Origin of the sequence: Legionella lytica (assembly GCF_023921225.1) — a bacterium.
Taxonomy (GTDB): domain Bacteria; phylum Pseudomonadota; class Gammaproteobacteria; order Legionellales; family Legionellaceae; genus Legionella; species Legionella lytica.
The window spans coordinates 532,349-547,664 of the sequence record NZ_CP071527.1; the positions used below are offsets into that span (position 1 = coordinate 532,349).

Below are 15,316 nucleotides of genomic sequence, written 5' to 3' on the forward strand. Positions count from 1 at the left end.
AATCTAATTATTTCTTTAATACATAGCTTCCAGGGGCATCCATAATGGGGAGGTGCTTCAATTTGTCAAAGACCGGAGCCGGGATTAGTTTTCCTGAATGTGCCTTTAACCAGTCCATCCATTCAGGCCACCAGGAACCCCCATGCTCGCTTGCGTGCGCTAGCCACTCCTCAGGGGTGGGGGGGCATGATGATTTACCTTATAGCCATATTTGCTGGCTGTAGGCGGATTAATAATTCCTGCTATATGTCCTGAGCCCCCTAAAACAAAGCGTTTTGGGCCGCTCATCAGCTGATAGCCAGTATAGGTGGTTTGCCAGGGGGCAATATGATCTTTTTCAGTCGACAGGAAAAATGTAGGTACATCAATGGTACTCACATCAATTGGCGTATGATTCAGATGAATTTTGTTTGGCTGTGACAGATTATTATGCAAATACATCCATCGCAAATATTGGGAATGCATGGTTGCGGGCATGTTCGTAGAATCTGAGTTCCAGTATAAAATATCAAAGGGAACCGGGTTTTGCCCACGTAAGTAATTTTTAATAAAGAACGACCAGACTAAGTCATTGGCTCTTAAGGAGTTAAAGCTGGAAGCCATAAATTTTCCAGCTAAATAGCCTTTAGACTTCATTTCATTTTCCAGCTTGGCAATTTGTTGTTCATCAATAAACACAGAAATGTCACCGGGGTCGCTGAAATCAATCATGGCTGCTAAGAAGGTTGCGCTGTGAATCGAATCGTCTTTATGTGCTTTATTATAAGCAAGAAGCAGCGATAAGAGGGTTCCACCAATACAGAAACCTAAGGTATTGACTTGAGGCACCTGCATTTGCTCTTTGATGACCTTAATCGCTTCCTGCGGACCTTCCTTTAGATAATCATATAAGCTTTTGTGTGCAAAACTTGAATCAGGATTTACCCAGGAAATAATAAATACGGTAATGCCTTGTTCTACAGCCCAGCGAATAAATGAATTATGAGGACTTAAGTCTAGGATATAATATTTGTTAATCCAGGGAGGGATAACTAATAGTGGTATTGATTTAACTTTGTCGGTTGTAGGCGAATACTGGATTAACTCCATCATTTCATTTCTAAAGACTACTTTTCCAGGAGTAACTGCTAGATTCGTGCCAATCTTGAAGGCATCGACATCTGTCATTTTAATCATTAGGCGTGAGGAGCCAACTTCAACGTCAGAGAGTAGATTATGTAATCCATGCAATAAATTTTTGCCGCGGCTTTTTAGTGTTTCATCCATTAACTGGGGATTTGTATGTACAAAATTTGCTGGAGAGAGCGCATCTAAATATTGTTTCATAAAAAATTTGATGCGTTTAGCGGTATTTTTATCTGAATATTCCATTTTTTCAAATAAACCATTCATATGTTGTGTTGCTAAAAGATAGTGTTGGCTTAATAAGTTGAAAAATGGATTATGCAGCCAATCTTCTCCACTGAAGCGAGAGTCCGTGATTGGCATTGATTTTCCTTCAAGCCAATGGGCGAATTGGGCTTGGGCCAGATCCATGGCATCTTTCCAATAGGTTAATTGCATTTCCCATATTTTTTCTGGGTTTTTTAGCATGACTGACATTACATTTTGAAAGTGTTCTGTTAAGTCAATGTATTGATCAATCAAGGATGACACATCAAGCGGCTTTTTCTGGATGTCATTAATAATCTGCAGGCTTTTTTCTGCTACAGCATGCATTAAATCGCTAAACTCTCTGTCGTGGGTCATTCCTTAACTCCTGGGACAAATAACATTAATTCTTTATTTTGGAATGTTTATCTAGGATTATCAAGCTGCTGGATAATTTTTTGCAAAATGAGAATGTTTTGAGGATGGATCGCTATTTAAAAACTTCAGGTATTATTTGTCTACAATAAGTACTAGATGGAAAATAAATGCAACAGAAAGGAGACTCTAATGAAGAAAATATTTATGCTTTTACTAGGGATAGGCGTTTTTTACTCTGCTTATGCCGCTTGTGGTGATGTTAGTGGGAGTGGAACATATAATAATGGTGTAGGAACGAATACTAATCCTCCTCCTAATTCACCTCCACCATCTAATCCTAATGCCAGTCCAGCCCTAACTCCTACTCCAAGCAGTGTTCCTGGCGACAATGATGGTTTAGGAAATGGAGGGAATACACAAGGGGTTGGTACTGATAAAGGTGGCGGTAACGGCCCAGCCCATTAAATTTGAACGTAGCCTGGATGGAGCGAAAGCGTAATCCGGGAGCGGAGCTTAAATCAAGCTCTTACCCTGAATTACGACGGCACCTACATCTAGGCTTCCTCTGTTATTTACGCGCAAAAACTAATAATGACCAGCCATTATGATTTTCTTGACTTACCAGCATAAATAGATGCGTGTAGGCTTCGATAAGCAGAGGCGCTTGCTCTTGTAGTATTCCAGACACTACCAGTAGTCCCTCCGGTTGTAATAATTGCTGAAAACGATCTTTGAGCATCATTAACGGTGCTAACAAGATGTTGGCAATAATTAAATCCACCGGACTCTCCAGTTCCTCAGGAAAGCTAATGAGGAGTTTATTGGTATCAAGGCCATTAGTCAGTGCATTATTTTGTGTTGCTTGTAGGGCTTGTTGATCAATATCTACTGCATAAACTTCCCCAGCTCCTAATTTTAATGCCGCTAAGGACAAAATGCCTGAGCCACAGCCATAATCAATAATCGATTTTTGATGCAAGTCTGCTTGTTCTAACCAAGTTAAACATAACGAGGTCGTAGGATGAGTTCCTGTTCCAAAGGCTAATCCTGGGTCTAGCATCAAATTAACTGCCTCAGGTTCTGGTGGGACTGACCAGGTTGGGCAAATCCATAAACGTTGACCAAAGCGTTGTGGTTTAAAGTCATCCATCCACGCACGCTCCCAATCTCTATCCTCGAGTATTTCTAGTGTTAAGACTAATCCCGGATGCCTTTGAGTTAATTGATCACGCGTATACTGCGCCTGAATTGCCTCAGAAAATAAGGCCTGCATGATTACCTCAGGCCATAAAGGAGTCGTCCCTGGTTCAGGCTCAAGAACTGGATTATCGTTTTTGTCGGTGAGCATGATCGACAGCGCACCAAACTCTTCCAATTCTTCACTTATTTGCTCTATTTGATCAACAGGGCAATGTTCTATTTTTAATTGAAACCACACAATATTAACCTTTCAACATTTTTTCCAGATAATGAATATTTGCACCACCAGCAACAAATGATTGGTCGTGGAGAATACGTTGATGCAATTCAATATTCGTTTTGATGCCATCAATAATAATTTCATCTAAGGCATTGCGCATGCGAGCAATAGCTTCCGCCCGTGTCGCGCCGTAGCTTATGAGTTTCCCTATCATAGAGTCATAATTAGGTGGCACGGTATAGCTGCTGTAAATATGCGAATCAAAACGAATTCCTGGCCCACCGGGTTGATGCAGTAATTTGATCATCCCTGGAGATGGCATAAAGGTCTTAGCATCTTCTGCATTGATTCGACATTCAATGGCATGACCGCGAAGAGTAATGTCATCTTGGGTTAAGGTCATTGGAATGTCGCTAGCAATTTTGATTTGTTCTTTAATTAAATCAATGCCCGTAATCATTTCAGTGACGGGATGTTCTACCTGAATCCGCGTATTCATTTCAATGAAGTAAAAACAACCATCCTGATATAAGAACTCAAAGGTTCCCGCACCACGATATTGTAATTCTTCACAGGCCTTAATTACTGCGGCACCAATTTCTTTGCGTAATTCAGGGCTGATGCCTGGAGCAGGAGCTTCTTCGACTACTTTTTGGTGGCGGCGTTGCATGGAGCAGTCGCGCTCACCTAAATGAATCGCTTTTCCTTTTCCATCCCCCAATACCTGGAACTCAATGTGGCGAGGATTTTCCAGAAATTTTTCCATGTAAACGGTGGCATTGTTGAATGCTGCTTTCGCCTCACTTCGGGTTAACGCAATCGCTGTTAGCAAATTAGATTCGCTATGAACAACACGCATTCCCCGTCCACCACCACCACCGGCAGCTTTAATAATCACTGGGTAGCCAATTTTTCGGCCAATTTCCAGATTATGTTGCTCATCATCCCCTAATGGGCCGTCAGAGCCTGGAACGCAGGGAACACCTGCCGCTTTCATGGCATGAATCGCAGATACTTTATCGCCCATCATACGAATCGTATCACCACGAGGACCAATAAATTTAAATCCACTTTGTTCGACAATGTCTGCAAAATCAGCATTTTCCGATAAAAATCCATAACCGGGGTGTATAGCTACGGCATCGGTGATTTCAGCCGCAGAAATAATCGCTGGAATATTTAGGTAGCTTTTTTGCGCTGGAGCGGGGCCGATACATACGGTTTCATCTGCAAGCCGCACGTGCAGCAGATCTTTATCCACATCGGAATGCACGGCTACAGTTTGAATACCAAGTTCTTTACAGGCGCGCAAAATACGAAGCGCAATTTCGCCACGGTTGGCGATAACAATTTTACTGAGCATTAGTGCACCTCTTATTCAATAACAAACAAGACTTGGTCATATTCAACCGGTTCGCCATTTGCTACTAATATCTCAACAATCTTACCTGCGCGGTCGGCCTCAATTTCGTTAAACATTTTCATTGCTTCAACAATACAGAGCACATCACCAACTTTAACTGATTGGCCAACAGTAATAAAAGGAGGACTTTCAGGCGATGGAGAAGTGTACATGGTTCCTACCATAGGTGAGCGCACTTTGTGGCCTGAACTTATCGCTGCAGCAGGTTTGCTTTCTGTTGCTGCACTCGCTGCGGGGGCAATCGCTTCAACACGAGGTGCTGGAGCAGAAACATAATGAACGGCAGGTGCTTCAACAGGAGCGTTGTTGTAACGGCTTAGTCTTAAAGACTCTTCACCTTCTTTTATTTCAATTTCAGAAATACCAGTTTCTTCTAATAATTCGATTAGTTTTTTTATTTTACGAATATCCATTATTTGGTTCTCTCTAATTCTTCGATAATTGAGGTTAATGCAAGCGAATACCCTTGTACACCCAACCCACTGATGGTGCCTTTGGCAATATCAGAGAAGTATGAGTGATGACGAAAAGCTTCGCGGGAATAAATGTTACTAAGGTGTACTTCAATAAACGGTATGGCAACTGCACTTAGTGCATCTCGCAAGGCGACACTTGTGTGTGTATAACCTGCGGGGTTGAATATAATGTAATCAATCTTGCCAGCAACTGCTTGTTGAATCACATTGATTAACTCTCCTTCAGAATTGCTTTGATAGCAAGATAGCGCCACCCCTGCGCGAGTTGCCTCTTGAGTTAAACGAGAATTGATCTGATCTAACGAGAGAACACCGTAGATATGGGGTTCTCTAGTTCCCAGAAGATTTAGATTGGGGCCATGCAAGACCAGAATTTTTTTCATCATTCCGTAATTATAGAATAATTTTTGGCAAATTTTGCCTTATCTTTATGTAATTGTCTATATCCAAGAGGATCTCGGCATGTTCTCCGCACGTTAGTTTAGTTTTTCCTGCATAAAGCTCAACGGGGGAGGAGGGCAAATTTTCTTAATCAAACACAAATGCATTTAGTATTTTCAAAAACAATAAAATTGTGCTAGCTTGGATGAGTTTGTTGAGCTGTAGCGGTTTTATTCCTATAAAAACATATTTGTGCGCCATAAATAGGGTGACGTTTTTTAGGATTTATCACTTTTTCGGTGTGACTCGCCCTCGAAGCTAACAAGTTATTCCATGGCTTGGATTTTCAGGACGATTATTGGTTTTGAAGGAGAGTTACTTTTATATGTAGTAGAGTTGCAATTAAGGAGTTAATTTATGCATCATAATTACTATTTGTCGCCTTTAGCTGTTGCTTTAGCTTTAGGGATCGCTTCACCTGTGCGCGCTGCAGAGCCAATGCCTTTAAATCAGGCATCAATTGCTCAATTAAAACAAAAGTTTTCGCTGGCTACTCAAGGTGCCTCTGTTACCACTGATAGTTTAAGTTTTGTAAGAGAACATACTGATCGTAATAAAATGACCCACGTACGTATGCAGCAACAATATGCAGGATTTCCTGTGCATGGTGGTTATGCGATCCTTCATAGTGCTTATCCAGCAAAATCACTAGGACAAGCACAAGCTAATGTTACGATGAATGGTGTTGTTTACCAAGGTTTACAATCTGAATTAGGCAAACCGGAAGCTTCCTTTATTAAAAATGCTCCTGTTGCTTTAGAGCAATTTAAAGCTCAATACGCAGGTAATGAATTAAGTGAAGAGCAAGTTGCTCCAATGGTTTATATTGATGACAAGCATCAAGCGCATTGGGCATATAAGGTCAGTGTTTTTGTAACTTATAAAGATAAAATTCCTGCTCGCCCAACAGCAATTATTGATGCGAAAACGCACAAGCCATTTGTTCAATGGAATGATGTGAAGACTGCAAAATCAGCAGCTAAAGGTTTTGGTTTTGGTGGCAACCACAAAACAGGTGAGTATAAGTATGATGGTAGTGAGTTCCCCTATTTAGAATTAACTCGTGATGACAGTGCCGCTGCCTGCTTCATGGAAAATACTGATGTTAAAGTTATCGATATGCTCCATAAGTACAGTGCAAAAACCAAAGCAATGAAGTTTGATTGTCCTGCGAATGACTCAGGCATTTACATGACGGGTTATAAAGCGGATGGTTATGATCGTGATAATGGCGCTGCCTCACCAACAAATGATGCGCTTTATGCAGGTTATGTAATCAAGCACATGTACCATGATTGGTATGGTGTAGAAGCATTAACTAAGTCTGATGGTTCGCCAATGCAATTAGTAATGCGTGTACATTATGGCCAAGGTTATGAAAATGCTTACTGGGATGGTCGTCAAATGACGTTTGGTGATGGTGATACGATGATGTATCCATTAGTATCTCTTGGGGTTGGTGGTCATGAAATCAGCCATGGCTTCACTGAGCAGCATTCTAACCTTGAGTACTATGGTCAGTCTGGTGGTATGAACGAATCATTCTCTGACATGGCAGCACAAGCAGCTGAGTATTATTCTGTAGGAAAAAATACTTGGAGTATTGGTGGTGAGATCATGAAAGAAGACAGTGGTTATGATGCGCTACGTTATATGGATGTACCAAGCCGTGATGGTGCTTCTATCGACTCTGCTGATGAATATTATGGTGGTTTAGACGTTCACTACTCTAGTGGTGTGTATAACCGTTTATTCTATCTGATGTCTACTACCCAAGGTTGGAATGCTCGTTTAGCCTTTGACGTAATGGTTAAAGCTAATATGGATTACTGGACGCCTTATTCAACGTTTGATGAGGGTGCTTGTGGTGTGATTAAGGCAGCATCTGATTTAGGCTATTCTGTTGATGATGTGAAAGCAGCACTAAAAACAGTTGCAGTTAATTACTCTCGTTGTACTTCTAACCATTAATTAATTTGCAAAAAAAAGGCCTAAGAAGCTTCTTCGCTCTTAGGCCTTTTTTATTAATTAATATCGGTAAAATAGTGAGCCTGGTTGCTTGCAACCAATCCGATAGTTCTCAACATTTATTTATAAAATTCAACCAACATTTTCCCAATAAGTTCAGGCTTTTCCATATGAATATGATGACCGCCTGCTAACCGTTCCACCACCATGTTTTTCACGTATTTAATACGGTTTTCCATTATTTCCGCATCAAAGGCAAATCCTTCATCGCTTAACAATAAATGAGTTTTGGTGTTGATATTTTGCAAACAAGAGAGTACTTGTTCTTCCGTCATACGCAGTGGGGTTGGGGCAATTAAGCGTTGATCATGACGCCAATAAAAACGTCCTTCTTTTTCTATTAAACCTCGTTCACAAAGAGTTCGCGCAATCTCTATAGAGACATAACCTTTCTGCGAGCGCGTTAAGGCCGCACTTTCAAATTGCTCATAGCCTTTGGGGAGGCGATGTGCGTGGCTAATAAATTTGGCGTATTCTGTTAATTGATTGCATGCTGTTTTTGCAGGAGCTGAAAAAGGTCCTAAAGCTTCAATTAGATAAAGGGAATGTAATCGCTCTGGGGCGACACCAGCCATTAAGCTGCCCATGCACGCACCCATTGAATGACCTAATAGATGTACTTTGTCTAGTTTTAGGGCCTTAATTATTTCGATAAGAATAAAAATACCATCAAAAAAATGATAATTGCATCCCGGTGGGAGATGAGAAGAAAGCCCATGGCCTGGAAAATCAACGGCAATTAAGTAAAAATCGTTTTGCAAGTACGAAGCCAGAGGGGCGAAACTGTTGGCATTATCCAACCAGCCATGTAAGGCGAGAATGGGGGGATTTCGGGGATTTCCCCATGTTTTCCCTGCAATTGAAAATCCTGGGATAGTGAGCGTAATTTCTTGCATATTCTATTTATTGGGCCTGTAACAAGTCATGATTCAAGTATAAACTAAAAGTGAGCGCGGGGTTAATCTGTTGTTTTAAAGAAAAAAAATAAATGATTTTTGTACAAATAATGGCGACGTTAGTGTTTTTTTTCTCCAATTTAATGATATGCTTAATAAGAACTTTAGCTAATTTTTATTAACAGAAAAAGTTTTATATTTGGAAGGGTGAAGTAATGCAGCAAGAAGCGCATAGCGTGTCCTTGATAACATATAACATCCATAAAGGCTTTGGAGTTGGAGCCATTCGTTTCTTGCTTCCCAAAATGCGTGAAGCAATTACCAGTTTGAATCCTGATTTTGTTTTTTTACAAGAAGTTCAGGGTGAACATCGAAAACGGAAAAAACGAATTGATGCTTGGCCTGATTCCACGCAATGTGAGTACATCGCTGAAAATATCTGGCCTCATTATGCCTATGCTAAAAATGCAGTATATCAATCAGGGCATCATGGAAATGCTATTTTAAGTAAATATGCATTTAAAGAGGTCGAGAATATTAATTTAACCAATATACGACGTGCTTCTCGAGGTATTTTGCATGCACAATTGGAAGTAAGTGGTGTAATGGTTCATTTGTTATGCGTGCATTTAGGTCTTTTTAAACGAGAGCGTATGGAGCAATCTACTGCTTTAATGCAGCGGATTAAAGAAGTAGTGCCTTCTCACGAGCCGTTGCTGATGGCCGGAGATTTTAATGATTGGCGCAAGGTGCTGTCTCAGCCTTTAGCCGAGGATTTAAATGTGGAGGAGGCCTTTATTTCTTTAGAAGGGCAACATGCCCGCTCTTTTCCCGCGATTCGCCCCGCACTTTGTGTCGACCGAGTTTATTTCCGTGGTATGCGAGTACAAGAGGTTGCTTGTTTGCAGGGAAAACCATGGCGAATGCTCTCTGATCATTTACCGCTTTACGCACGTTTTGAGTTGATAGAGACTGTGCAACAACAGCAATTTAAGCAAAAATCGTAGCTTTGATTCTGCTTGGCATATCAAGGTTATCCCTGACTTAAGGTGGATTTAATAACATGGAAAAAATTGATACTCCTTGCTTAGTAATCGATTTGGATAAGCTCGAGGCAAACATTAATCTGATGCAGACCTTGGCAACAAAAATGGGGGTTGCTGTGCGCCCACATTGTAAGACACATAAATGTTCGCGAATCGCTAAACTGCAAATTGCAGCAGGGGCTATTGGTATTTCCGCAGCAAAGCTTGCCGAAGCAGAAGTCCTTATTGAACAAGGGATTTCCAATATTTTAATTACTTCACCTATTGTCTCAGAATTCAAACTAAAAAGACTTATCCCTTGTTTAAAAAAGGCGCCAGAGCTGCTTTTAGTACTTGATAATGCACAAAATGCAGAGGCTTTAAACCAACTTGGCCAGGCTTTGAATCAACCTATTCAGGTGCTAATTGATCTCGACCCGGGTATTGGTAGGACAGGTGTTCATCCCGATAATGCGTTGAATTTTGCTTGTTTCTTACAAGAACAGCCTTGGCTTCGGGTGAATGGAATACAATGTTATGCTGGAAATTTACAGCATATTGCTGATTATCAGGAACGTAAAGAGCGTTCTTTAAAAACCATGGAAATGGCTTCAGAGCTTTTTCGTGTGTTGCAGCCACTTTTTCCGGATATGCATATTTTAACGGGCTCTGGAACAGGCACTTTTGATATTGACCCTGATTCGTCTGAAGTTACGGAAATTCAACCAGGTTCTTATACGGTGATGGACGTGCAATATGAGCGTATAGGCTCTAAAAACAATCCCCAGCAGTTTAGACAATTCCAAAATGCCATGACGCTTTGGAGTACAGTTATTAGCAGCAATAGAGTGGAACATGTTACGGTCGATGCAGGAACGAAGGCGATTTATTTTGATCCTAAGTATCAACCACGAATTATTAACTATCCTCACCTATCTTATGATTGGGGTGGGTTTGGCGATGAGCATGGAAAAATCACCGCTACAGGGACTTTGCCAAGCAATGGGGACTTGATTGAAATGGTGGTTCCTCATTGTGACCCAACGATTAATCTTTATGATCAATTTGTGATGGTTCAGAATAATGAGGTGGTTGATGTGTGGGAGATTGATTTAAGAGGTAAATCGCAATAGAGCTAGAGGAGGCTTGGCCGCAAGGCCCAGCCTTCATTCAGGTCTAACACCGTTTACGATTCGTGTTATTCCATATCGTTTTGATAATCGCCAAGACATGCCAAGCTGTTTAAACGAGCGCGTTTTAACAGTGCATCCTGAGCATTATTGATATTTTCCTTTTTCCCGCCCCAAGCTGCTAAGCAATCTTCTTGCAATGCTCTTCCATAAGAGAAGCTGAGTAACCATGGTTGATGGATAATGTTGTTAATCGCGTTTAAGTTCGCTGTAGCTTGTTGTGGTGTTTGTCCACCAGATAAGAAGTTGATGGTCGGTACTGCTGCAGGAACATTATTGCGGAATACACCAATAGTATAATCTGCAACTTCATCAGGCTCGCTGAATTTAGCATTTGCTTTACCACAAGTAACCATGCTGGGCTTTAAAATGATGTGTTCTAATTCAACTTGGTGAATGAACAATGCATGGAAGACTTCATGTAACACAATTTCAGAAACTTCAGCACAATGTTCAATGCTGTGATCACCATCCATTAATACTTCAGGTTCTACAATTGGTACAATTCCTACGGATTGGCAGGTAGCCGCGTAGCGAGCCAGGTTTTCTGCACCAGTTTTTATTGCCGATAAGCTTGGAGTCGTATCCGAAATAGAATAAACGTTACGCCATTTTGCAAAGCGTGCACCTAATTTTTTGAAGTGCAGTAAACGTTCAGCTAAGCCATCTAAACCTTGAGTAACTTTTTCATTTTCGGTGTTGGCTAAATCAACAAGTCCTTTATCTACTTTGATTCCTGGAACAATGCCTTGATCAGCAAATAATTTTGCAATGGGCGTGCCATGGTCATCACTTTGTTCAAAGGTTTCTTCAAATAATATTACCCCATTAATGTACTTTCCTAAATCAGGAGTAGTAGCGAGCATTAGGCGGTAATCTCTACGGTTTTGCTCAGTGTTTTCAATATTAATGGAGGCGAAACGTTTACCAATGGTTCCATTGCTTTCATCAGCGGCTAAAATACCTTTGCCTAGTTGTAGCATGTCTTCCATGGTGGCTGATAATTCTTCATAGCTCATAATCTATTCACTCCTGGTCGTTATCTAGAAATATATTTTTCACGAATAATTTGTTGCATGGCAAAGCCTTGCTCTTTTAAGTAATTGAATGACTCGTCGATCATACCTGGATTTCCACATAAATAAACTACATCCTCTTGAGGATTTAAGTTTAGTGTAGGAAAAGCATGCTGTACGTAGCCGTGATGCTCATGTGCTTGTAATTCGTCAACGGGTTGACGGCTTAAGTAGGGCATAAATGTTGCCTTGGGGTATTTTTGGGCAAAATTATGAAATTCATCAAGATAGAGGATTTCATTCCGTCGCTGTACTCCTTGGAGAATAACTACCCGCAACTCCGGATTTTGCTCCATACGTTTACCAAGCTCTGCAAGCATTGCTCTGTAAGGGGTAATACCAGTACTGGTTGCTACTAGAATGTAGCGGCCTGGCAATTCGTCTTTCATGACTAAACGTCCAAATGGGCCGTTTATGTTGATAATATCCCCTGGCTTTAGATTGTATAAAAATTGCGTTCCCGGACCATTTTCAAAGTAACCAGCAGCAAATTCAATCGTGTTGTCTTTTTTCGGTTCATTTGCAATACTATAACTACGCTTTATTATTTCTCCTTCATGTTCAAAATGAATGGTAATAAATTGTCCTGGTATATAATTAAAGCAAGGACTGAGATCGCATTTAAAAATAAAATGCTTTACCTTAGGCGTAATCATAACGGACTGTACTAAGGTGACTGGAAAAGTATTTATTTGCATAAATGTATCTACTTTTAATATAAAGTGCTTAATATAAGGAAAAAATTATGCATTGCAAGGGTTCGAGGCATATAATTAACTTATGACTACCATCGACTTAATAGCCATTTTAGGCAATCTAAGCAAATCTTTATACCCTCTGCAACGGTTAATTACAGCGGGGGCGTATCTATTGGGTATTTTATTTTTCATTACAGCGATTATGAAGCTGATGAAAATAGGAGATCATCGAGCCCAATCACAATCTCAAGAGCGAATGTTTGTGCCGATGATGTATTTGCTTTTTGGGGCACTGTTATTGTACTTGCCTTCTGCGCTTAACCTCGCTGCTAATACCGCCTTTGGTGTAGGTAATATTTTAACTTATACCAATTATGATCCTACTAATATTTATAGTTCCATGGGGTTATTGATTCGTACGGCTGGGGTGTTATGGTTTGTTCGTGGTTGTGTTCTTGTGGCGCAATCCAGTGAGCCAGGAGCTCAAGATGGGCCGAAAGGTTTACTATTTATTATGGCGGGGATATTGTCGATGAATTTTGATAATACCGTGGCGATAATGAATAATATGATGGGCTCTATTGCAAGCTGGACTATTGCTCTTAAGCAAAGCCAGGGATACTAGGTTTGCTAGGAGGCAGTTAATAGCCTCGGTGTAAACTAATTTTCCTCTCCACAAATTCGTAGGTTATTTGCTTTGGCAAAGTCCATAATGGATTGATAAAGTAATGGGCTGGATTCTTTAAGTTTTGGATCAAGAAGGACGCACTGATATCCATCGCTATTAACACTCGGACGTAATAATGGTGAGTAATGAATGCGTTTGTTTTTAAAGCTTGCGAGTGAGCCACTCATGCGTTCCGCCCAGTCACTTGGACGAAAAGTCTTTCCTTGAGCGGTTATTCCTTCAATAATGATTGTTTTCTTTTGTGAATCTGCCATAATTCTATTCAATTAAAGTACACTGTGCTAAGTATAACATCAAATGCTGATTTCTGTATTGAAAATTATTCGCTTTACTAGAATATATTTGTGTTTTCAAAAGGGAATTTTATCCCTATCATGTGTGATTGTTAACGAAGCGTTTATTGAGGATTGATCGCAAGAATGGAAAAAGAAAATCGTTCAGGTATTTATTTGTTACCGAATTTATTTACTACGGCTAGTTTATTTGCCGCATTTTACTCATTGGTTGCTTCGATGAAAGGGCAGTATGAGGCAGCTGTTATTGCTATATTTATTGGTATGATTGCTGATGGTTTGGATGGACGTATTGCTCGCTTAACCAATACTCAGTCCGAGTTTGGTGCCCAATATGACAGCTTATCTGATTTGGTAACTTTTGGGGTTGCTCCATCTTTATTAATGTACAATTTGTCGCTGAGTCGTTTAGGAAAAGTAGGCTGGTTGGTTGCTTTTGTTTATACGGCAGCGGTTGCATTGCGGTTGGCGCGTTTTAATACTCAGCTGGATATTGCTGATAAGCGTTATTTTCAGGGGTTGCCTTGCCCTCCTTCGGCGGCGGTGATGGCATCGTTTGCTTGGTTATGCTATCAAAATGATTGGCATAATATGTTTGTGGCTGTTGTTACCGCGATTATGTCTTTAGTTGCATCAGCATTGATGGTTTCTAATTTCCGCTATTACAGCTTTAAAGAAGTCGATTTTAAAGGTAAAGTTCCCTTTTTATATGTCTTGGTGATGATTGTTTTGTTTGTCGCAATTGCTGCAAATCCATCTTGGGTTATCTTCATCACTTTTGGACTTTATGCTTTTTCCGGCTTAATAATTACTTTATTGGCTGTGCATAAGGTGAGACGGCAAAGAAAGCATCTTGAAAAGCACTAAGATACAAAAAATGGTCCTTATTTAAGGAATTTGCTGTGCTCCCAATGATGGAGTTTTTACTGAGTTAAAGTAGTCCGGCAGCTTCCAGCTAGGGAGTTGTGGGCACAGCGAATTCTTCTGTTTTTTCTTAAGTAAGAGCCATTAGTTGCAAGCAACAGGCTAAAGTTTTCTTATATTGACGGCTTGGAATTGGGCACAGAATTCTAGTTGCTGGTGAGGAAACAGGGTGCAATTGGTTAAAATGGGAAGAAACTACTCGCCTTCACCAAAGAAATTATTGATCAATTGGACTAATGCTTCATTCAGCTGTTCTTCATCCGGACCTTCAATTTCCAGGGTTATCGTGCTTCCTTTATTTGCCGCAAGCATCATAACACCCATAATACTTTTTCCATTAACCGTTTGGGAATCTTTCGTGACATTAATCTGGCTTTGATATCGCGCTGCAGTTGAAACAAATTTTGCTGATGCACGAGCATGCAAGCCCAGTTTATTGATGATTGTAATCGTAGTTTTTATCATAGCGTATCTAAGTCCTAAAAACGCAATATGAACAGACTCAGGGTTAGAGCGATTGCGTCTTAAGTTAATGTATCACGAAGAATGCTTAGGGTACAGGAGTTCTTGTACAAAAAAAGTTAAATGGATTTTTGGATAGGTATTTTTTACAGAGTTTTATCGTATTTGTGGTTAAGTTAAGAAAATGTCGCCTCTTAACTATTGAAGAGGCGACGAATGGTATTGATTAATGGCTACGAATTTTTTCTTTGTGCTTCAGCAACTGGCGATCAAGTTTATCAATTAATGCATCTATTGCAGCATACAGGTTTTCTGATTCTGAACTTGCATGTAACTCTCCGCCTGCAACATAAATAGTTGCTTCTGCAATTTGTCTCAATTTTTCAATATCAAAAATTACATTAATTTTAGTGATATGGTCAAAATGGTGCTCAAGTTTAGTAAACTTTTCTTCAGCATAGGTTCTGATAGCAGGAGTTACCTCCATGCGATGCCCTGTAATGTGAATTTGCATAACGAACCTCCTT

At 40.3% G+C, this 15,316-nt stretch carries 16 protein-coding genes and 1 pseudogene; 6 read left to right on the top strand and 11 right to left on the bottom strand.

The window, feature by feature from the left end; translation table 11 throughout:
* Positions 1 to 7: 7 nt before the first annotated feature.
* A pseudogene (locus J2N86_RS02365) lies at positions 8 to 1,749 on the bottom strand (PHA/PHB synthase family protein).
* Positions 1,750 to 1,938: 189 nt separating this feature from the next.
* On the opposite strand from J2N86_RS02365, the gene J2N86_RS02370 reads away from it, so the two are divergent.
* Complete coding sequence (locus J2N86_RS02370; protein ID WP_252580693.1) at positions 1,939 to 2,214, top strand: hypothetical protein; 276 nt, start codon at positions 1,939 to 1,941, stop codon at positions 2,212 to 2,214.
* A gap of 103 nt (positions 2,215 to 2,317) precedes the next feature.
* On the opposite strand, the gene prmA is transcribed toward J2N86_RS02370, so the two are convergent.
* Genes prmA through aroQ form a run of 4 tightly spaced genes read right to left on the bottom strand, consistent with a single transcriptional unit; the run spans position 2,318 to position 5,451 of the window.
* Entirely contained in the window at positions 2,318 to 3,187 is an 870-nt protein-coding gene (prmA, locus tag J2N86_RS02375; protein WP_252580695.1) for a 50S ribosomal protein L11 methyltransferase, read from the bottom strand.
* Positions 3,188 to 3,191: 4 nt separating this feature from the next.
* Complete coding sequence (gene accC, locus J2N86_RS02380; RefSeq protein WP_252580697.1) at positions 3,192 to 4,532, bottom strand: acetyl-CoA carboxylase biotin carboxylase subunit; 1,341 nt, start codon at positions 4,530 to 4,532, stop codon at positions 3,192 to 3,194.
* 11 nt (positions 4,533 to 4,543) lie between these two features.
* Positions 4,544 to 5,005 (bottom strand): acetyl-CoA carboxylase biotin carboxyl carrier protein, encoded by a 462-nt coding sequence (gene accB, locus J2N86_RS02385; protein WP_252580699.1) that lies wholly within the window; start codon positions 5,003 to 5,005, stop codon positions 4,544 to 4,546.
* On the bottom strand, positions 5,005 to 5,451 hold the full coding sequence (gene aroQ / locus J2N86_RS02390) for a type II 3-dehydroquinate dehydratase (protein WP_252580701.1): 447 nt from the start codon (positions 5,449 to 5,451) through the stop codon (positions 5,005 to 5,007). The genes accB and aroQ overlap by 1 nt, the downstream gene beginning before the upstream one ends.
* Positions 5,452 to 5,866: 415 nt before the next feature.
* Between aroQ and proA the strand changes: the two genes are divergently transcribed.
* Complete coding sequence (gene proA, locus J2N86_RS02395; protein WP_252580703.1) at positions 5,867 to 7,480, top strand: zinc metalloprotease ProA; 1,614 nt, start codon at positions 5,867 to 5,869, stop codon at positions 7,478 to 7,480.
* Positions 7,481 to 7,596: 116 nt separating this feature from the next.
* Here proA and J2N86_RS02400 read toward each other — a convergent pair whose 3' ends face one another.
* Positions 7,597 to 8,433: an alpha/beta fold hydrolase gene (locus J2N86_RS02400; RefSeq protein WP_252580705.1), complete on the bottom strand. Its 837-nt coding sequence runs from the start codon at positions 8,431 to 8,433 to the stop codon at positions 7,597 to 7,599.
* A 215-nt stretch (positions 8,434 to 8,648) separates the two neighbouring features.
* Between J2N86_RS02400 and J2N86_RS02405 the strand changes: the two genes are divergently transcribed.
* Together J2N86_RS02405 and J2N86_RS02410 are read left to right on the top strand one after the other, a co-directional pair.
* Positions 8,649 to 9,440, top strand: coding sequence for an endonuclease/exonuclease/phosphatase family protein (locus tag J2N86_RS02405; protein ID WP_252580707.1), 792 nt, complete (start codon positions 8,649 to 8,651; stop codon positions 9,438 to 9,440).
* A gap of 56 nt (positions 9,441 to 9,496) precedes the next feature.
* On the top strand, positions 9,497 to 10,591 hold the full coding sequence (locus J2N86_RS02410; RefSeq protein ID WP_252580709.1) for a DSD1 family PLP-dependent enzyme: 1,095 nt from the start codon (positions 9,497 to 9,499) through the stop codon (positions 10,589 to 10,591).
* Positions 10,592 to 10,656: 65 nt separating this feature from the next.
* On the opposite strand, the gene J2N86_RS02415 is transcribed toward J2N86_RS02410, so the two are convergent.
* Together J2N86_RS02415 and J2N86_RS02420 are read right to left on the bottom strand one after the other, a co-directional pair.
* Positions 10,657 to 11,667, bottom strand: coding sequence for a class I fructose-bisphosphate aldolase (locus J2N86_RS02415; protein ID WP_252580710.1), 1,011 nt, complete (start codon positions 11,665 to 11,667; stop codon positions 10,657 to 10,659).
* Between the two features lie 20 nt (positions 11,668 to 11,687).
* Positions 11,688 to 12,422 carry a ferredoxin--NADP reductase gene (locus tag J2N86_RS02420; protein ID WP_252580712.1) on the bottom strand — a complete coding sequence of 245 codons (735 nt, stop codon included), beginning with the start codon at positions 12,420 to 12,422 and terminating at the stop codon, positions 11,688 to 11,690.
* A gap of 82 nt (positions 12,423 to 12,504) precedes the next feature.
* On the opposite strand from J2N86_RS02420, the gene J2N86_RS02425 reads away from it, so the two are divergent.
* Positions 12,505 to 13,047 (top strand): type IV secretion protein IcmC, encoded by a 543-nt coding sequence (locus tag J2N86_RS02425; RefSeq protein ID WP_252580714.1) that lies wholly within the window; start codon positions 12,505 to 12,507, stop codon positions 13,045 to 13,047.
* Between the two features lie 35 nt (positions 13,048 to 13,082).
* Here the strand turns inward: J2N86_RS02425 and J2N86_RS02430 are convergent, their stop codons facing one another.
* Positions 13,083 to 13,364, bottom strand: a complete 282-nt coding sequence (locus tag J2N86_RS02430) for a DUF3579 domain-containing protein (RefSeq protein WP_133136962.1) — start codon at positions 13,362 to 13,364, stop codon at positions 13,083 to 13,085.
* Between the two features lie 165 nt (positions 13,365 to 13,529).
* On the opposite strand from J2N86_RS02430, the gene pssA reads away from it, so the two are divergent.
* A complete protein-coding gene (gene pssA, locus J2N86_RS02435; RefSeq protein WP_252580716.1) occupies positions 13,530 to 14,270 on the top strand; it encodes a CDP-diacylglycerol--serine O-phosphatidyltransferase in 741 nt (246 codons plus the stop codon).
* Between the two features lie 252 nt (positions 14,271 to 14,522).
* On the opposite strand, the gene J2N86_RS02440 is transcribed toward pssA, so the two are convergent.
* Both J2N86_RS02440 and hpf read right to left on the bottom strand, forming a co-directional pair.
* The gene (locus J2N86_RS02440) at positions 14,523 to 14,792 is read right to left on the bottom strand and encodes an HPr family phosphocarrier protein (protein WP_133136964.1); all 270 of its coding nucleotides are present in this window, start codon (positions 14,790 to 14,792) and stop codon (positions 14,523 to 14,525) included.
* A gap of 223 nt (positions 14,793 to 15,015) precedes the next feature.
* Entirely contained in the window at positions 15,016 to 15,303 is a 288-nt protein-coding gene (hpf, locus tag J2N86_RS02445) for a ribosome hibernation-promoting factor, HPF/YfiA family (protein WP_252580718.1), read from the bottom strand.
* Between the last annotated feature and the right edge of the window lie 13 nt (positions 15,304 to 15,316).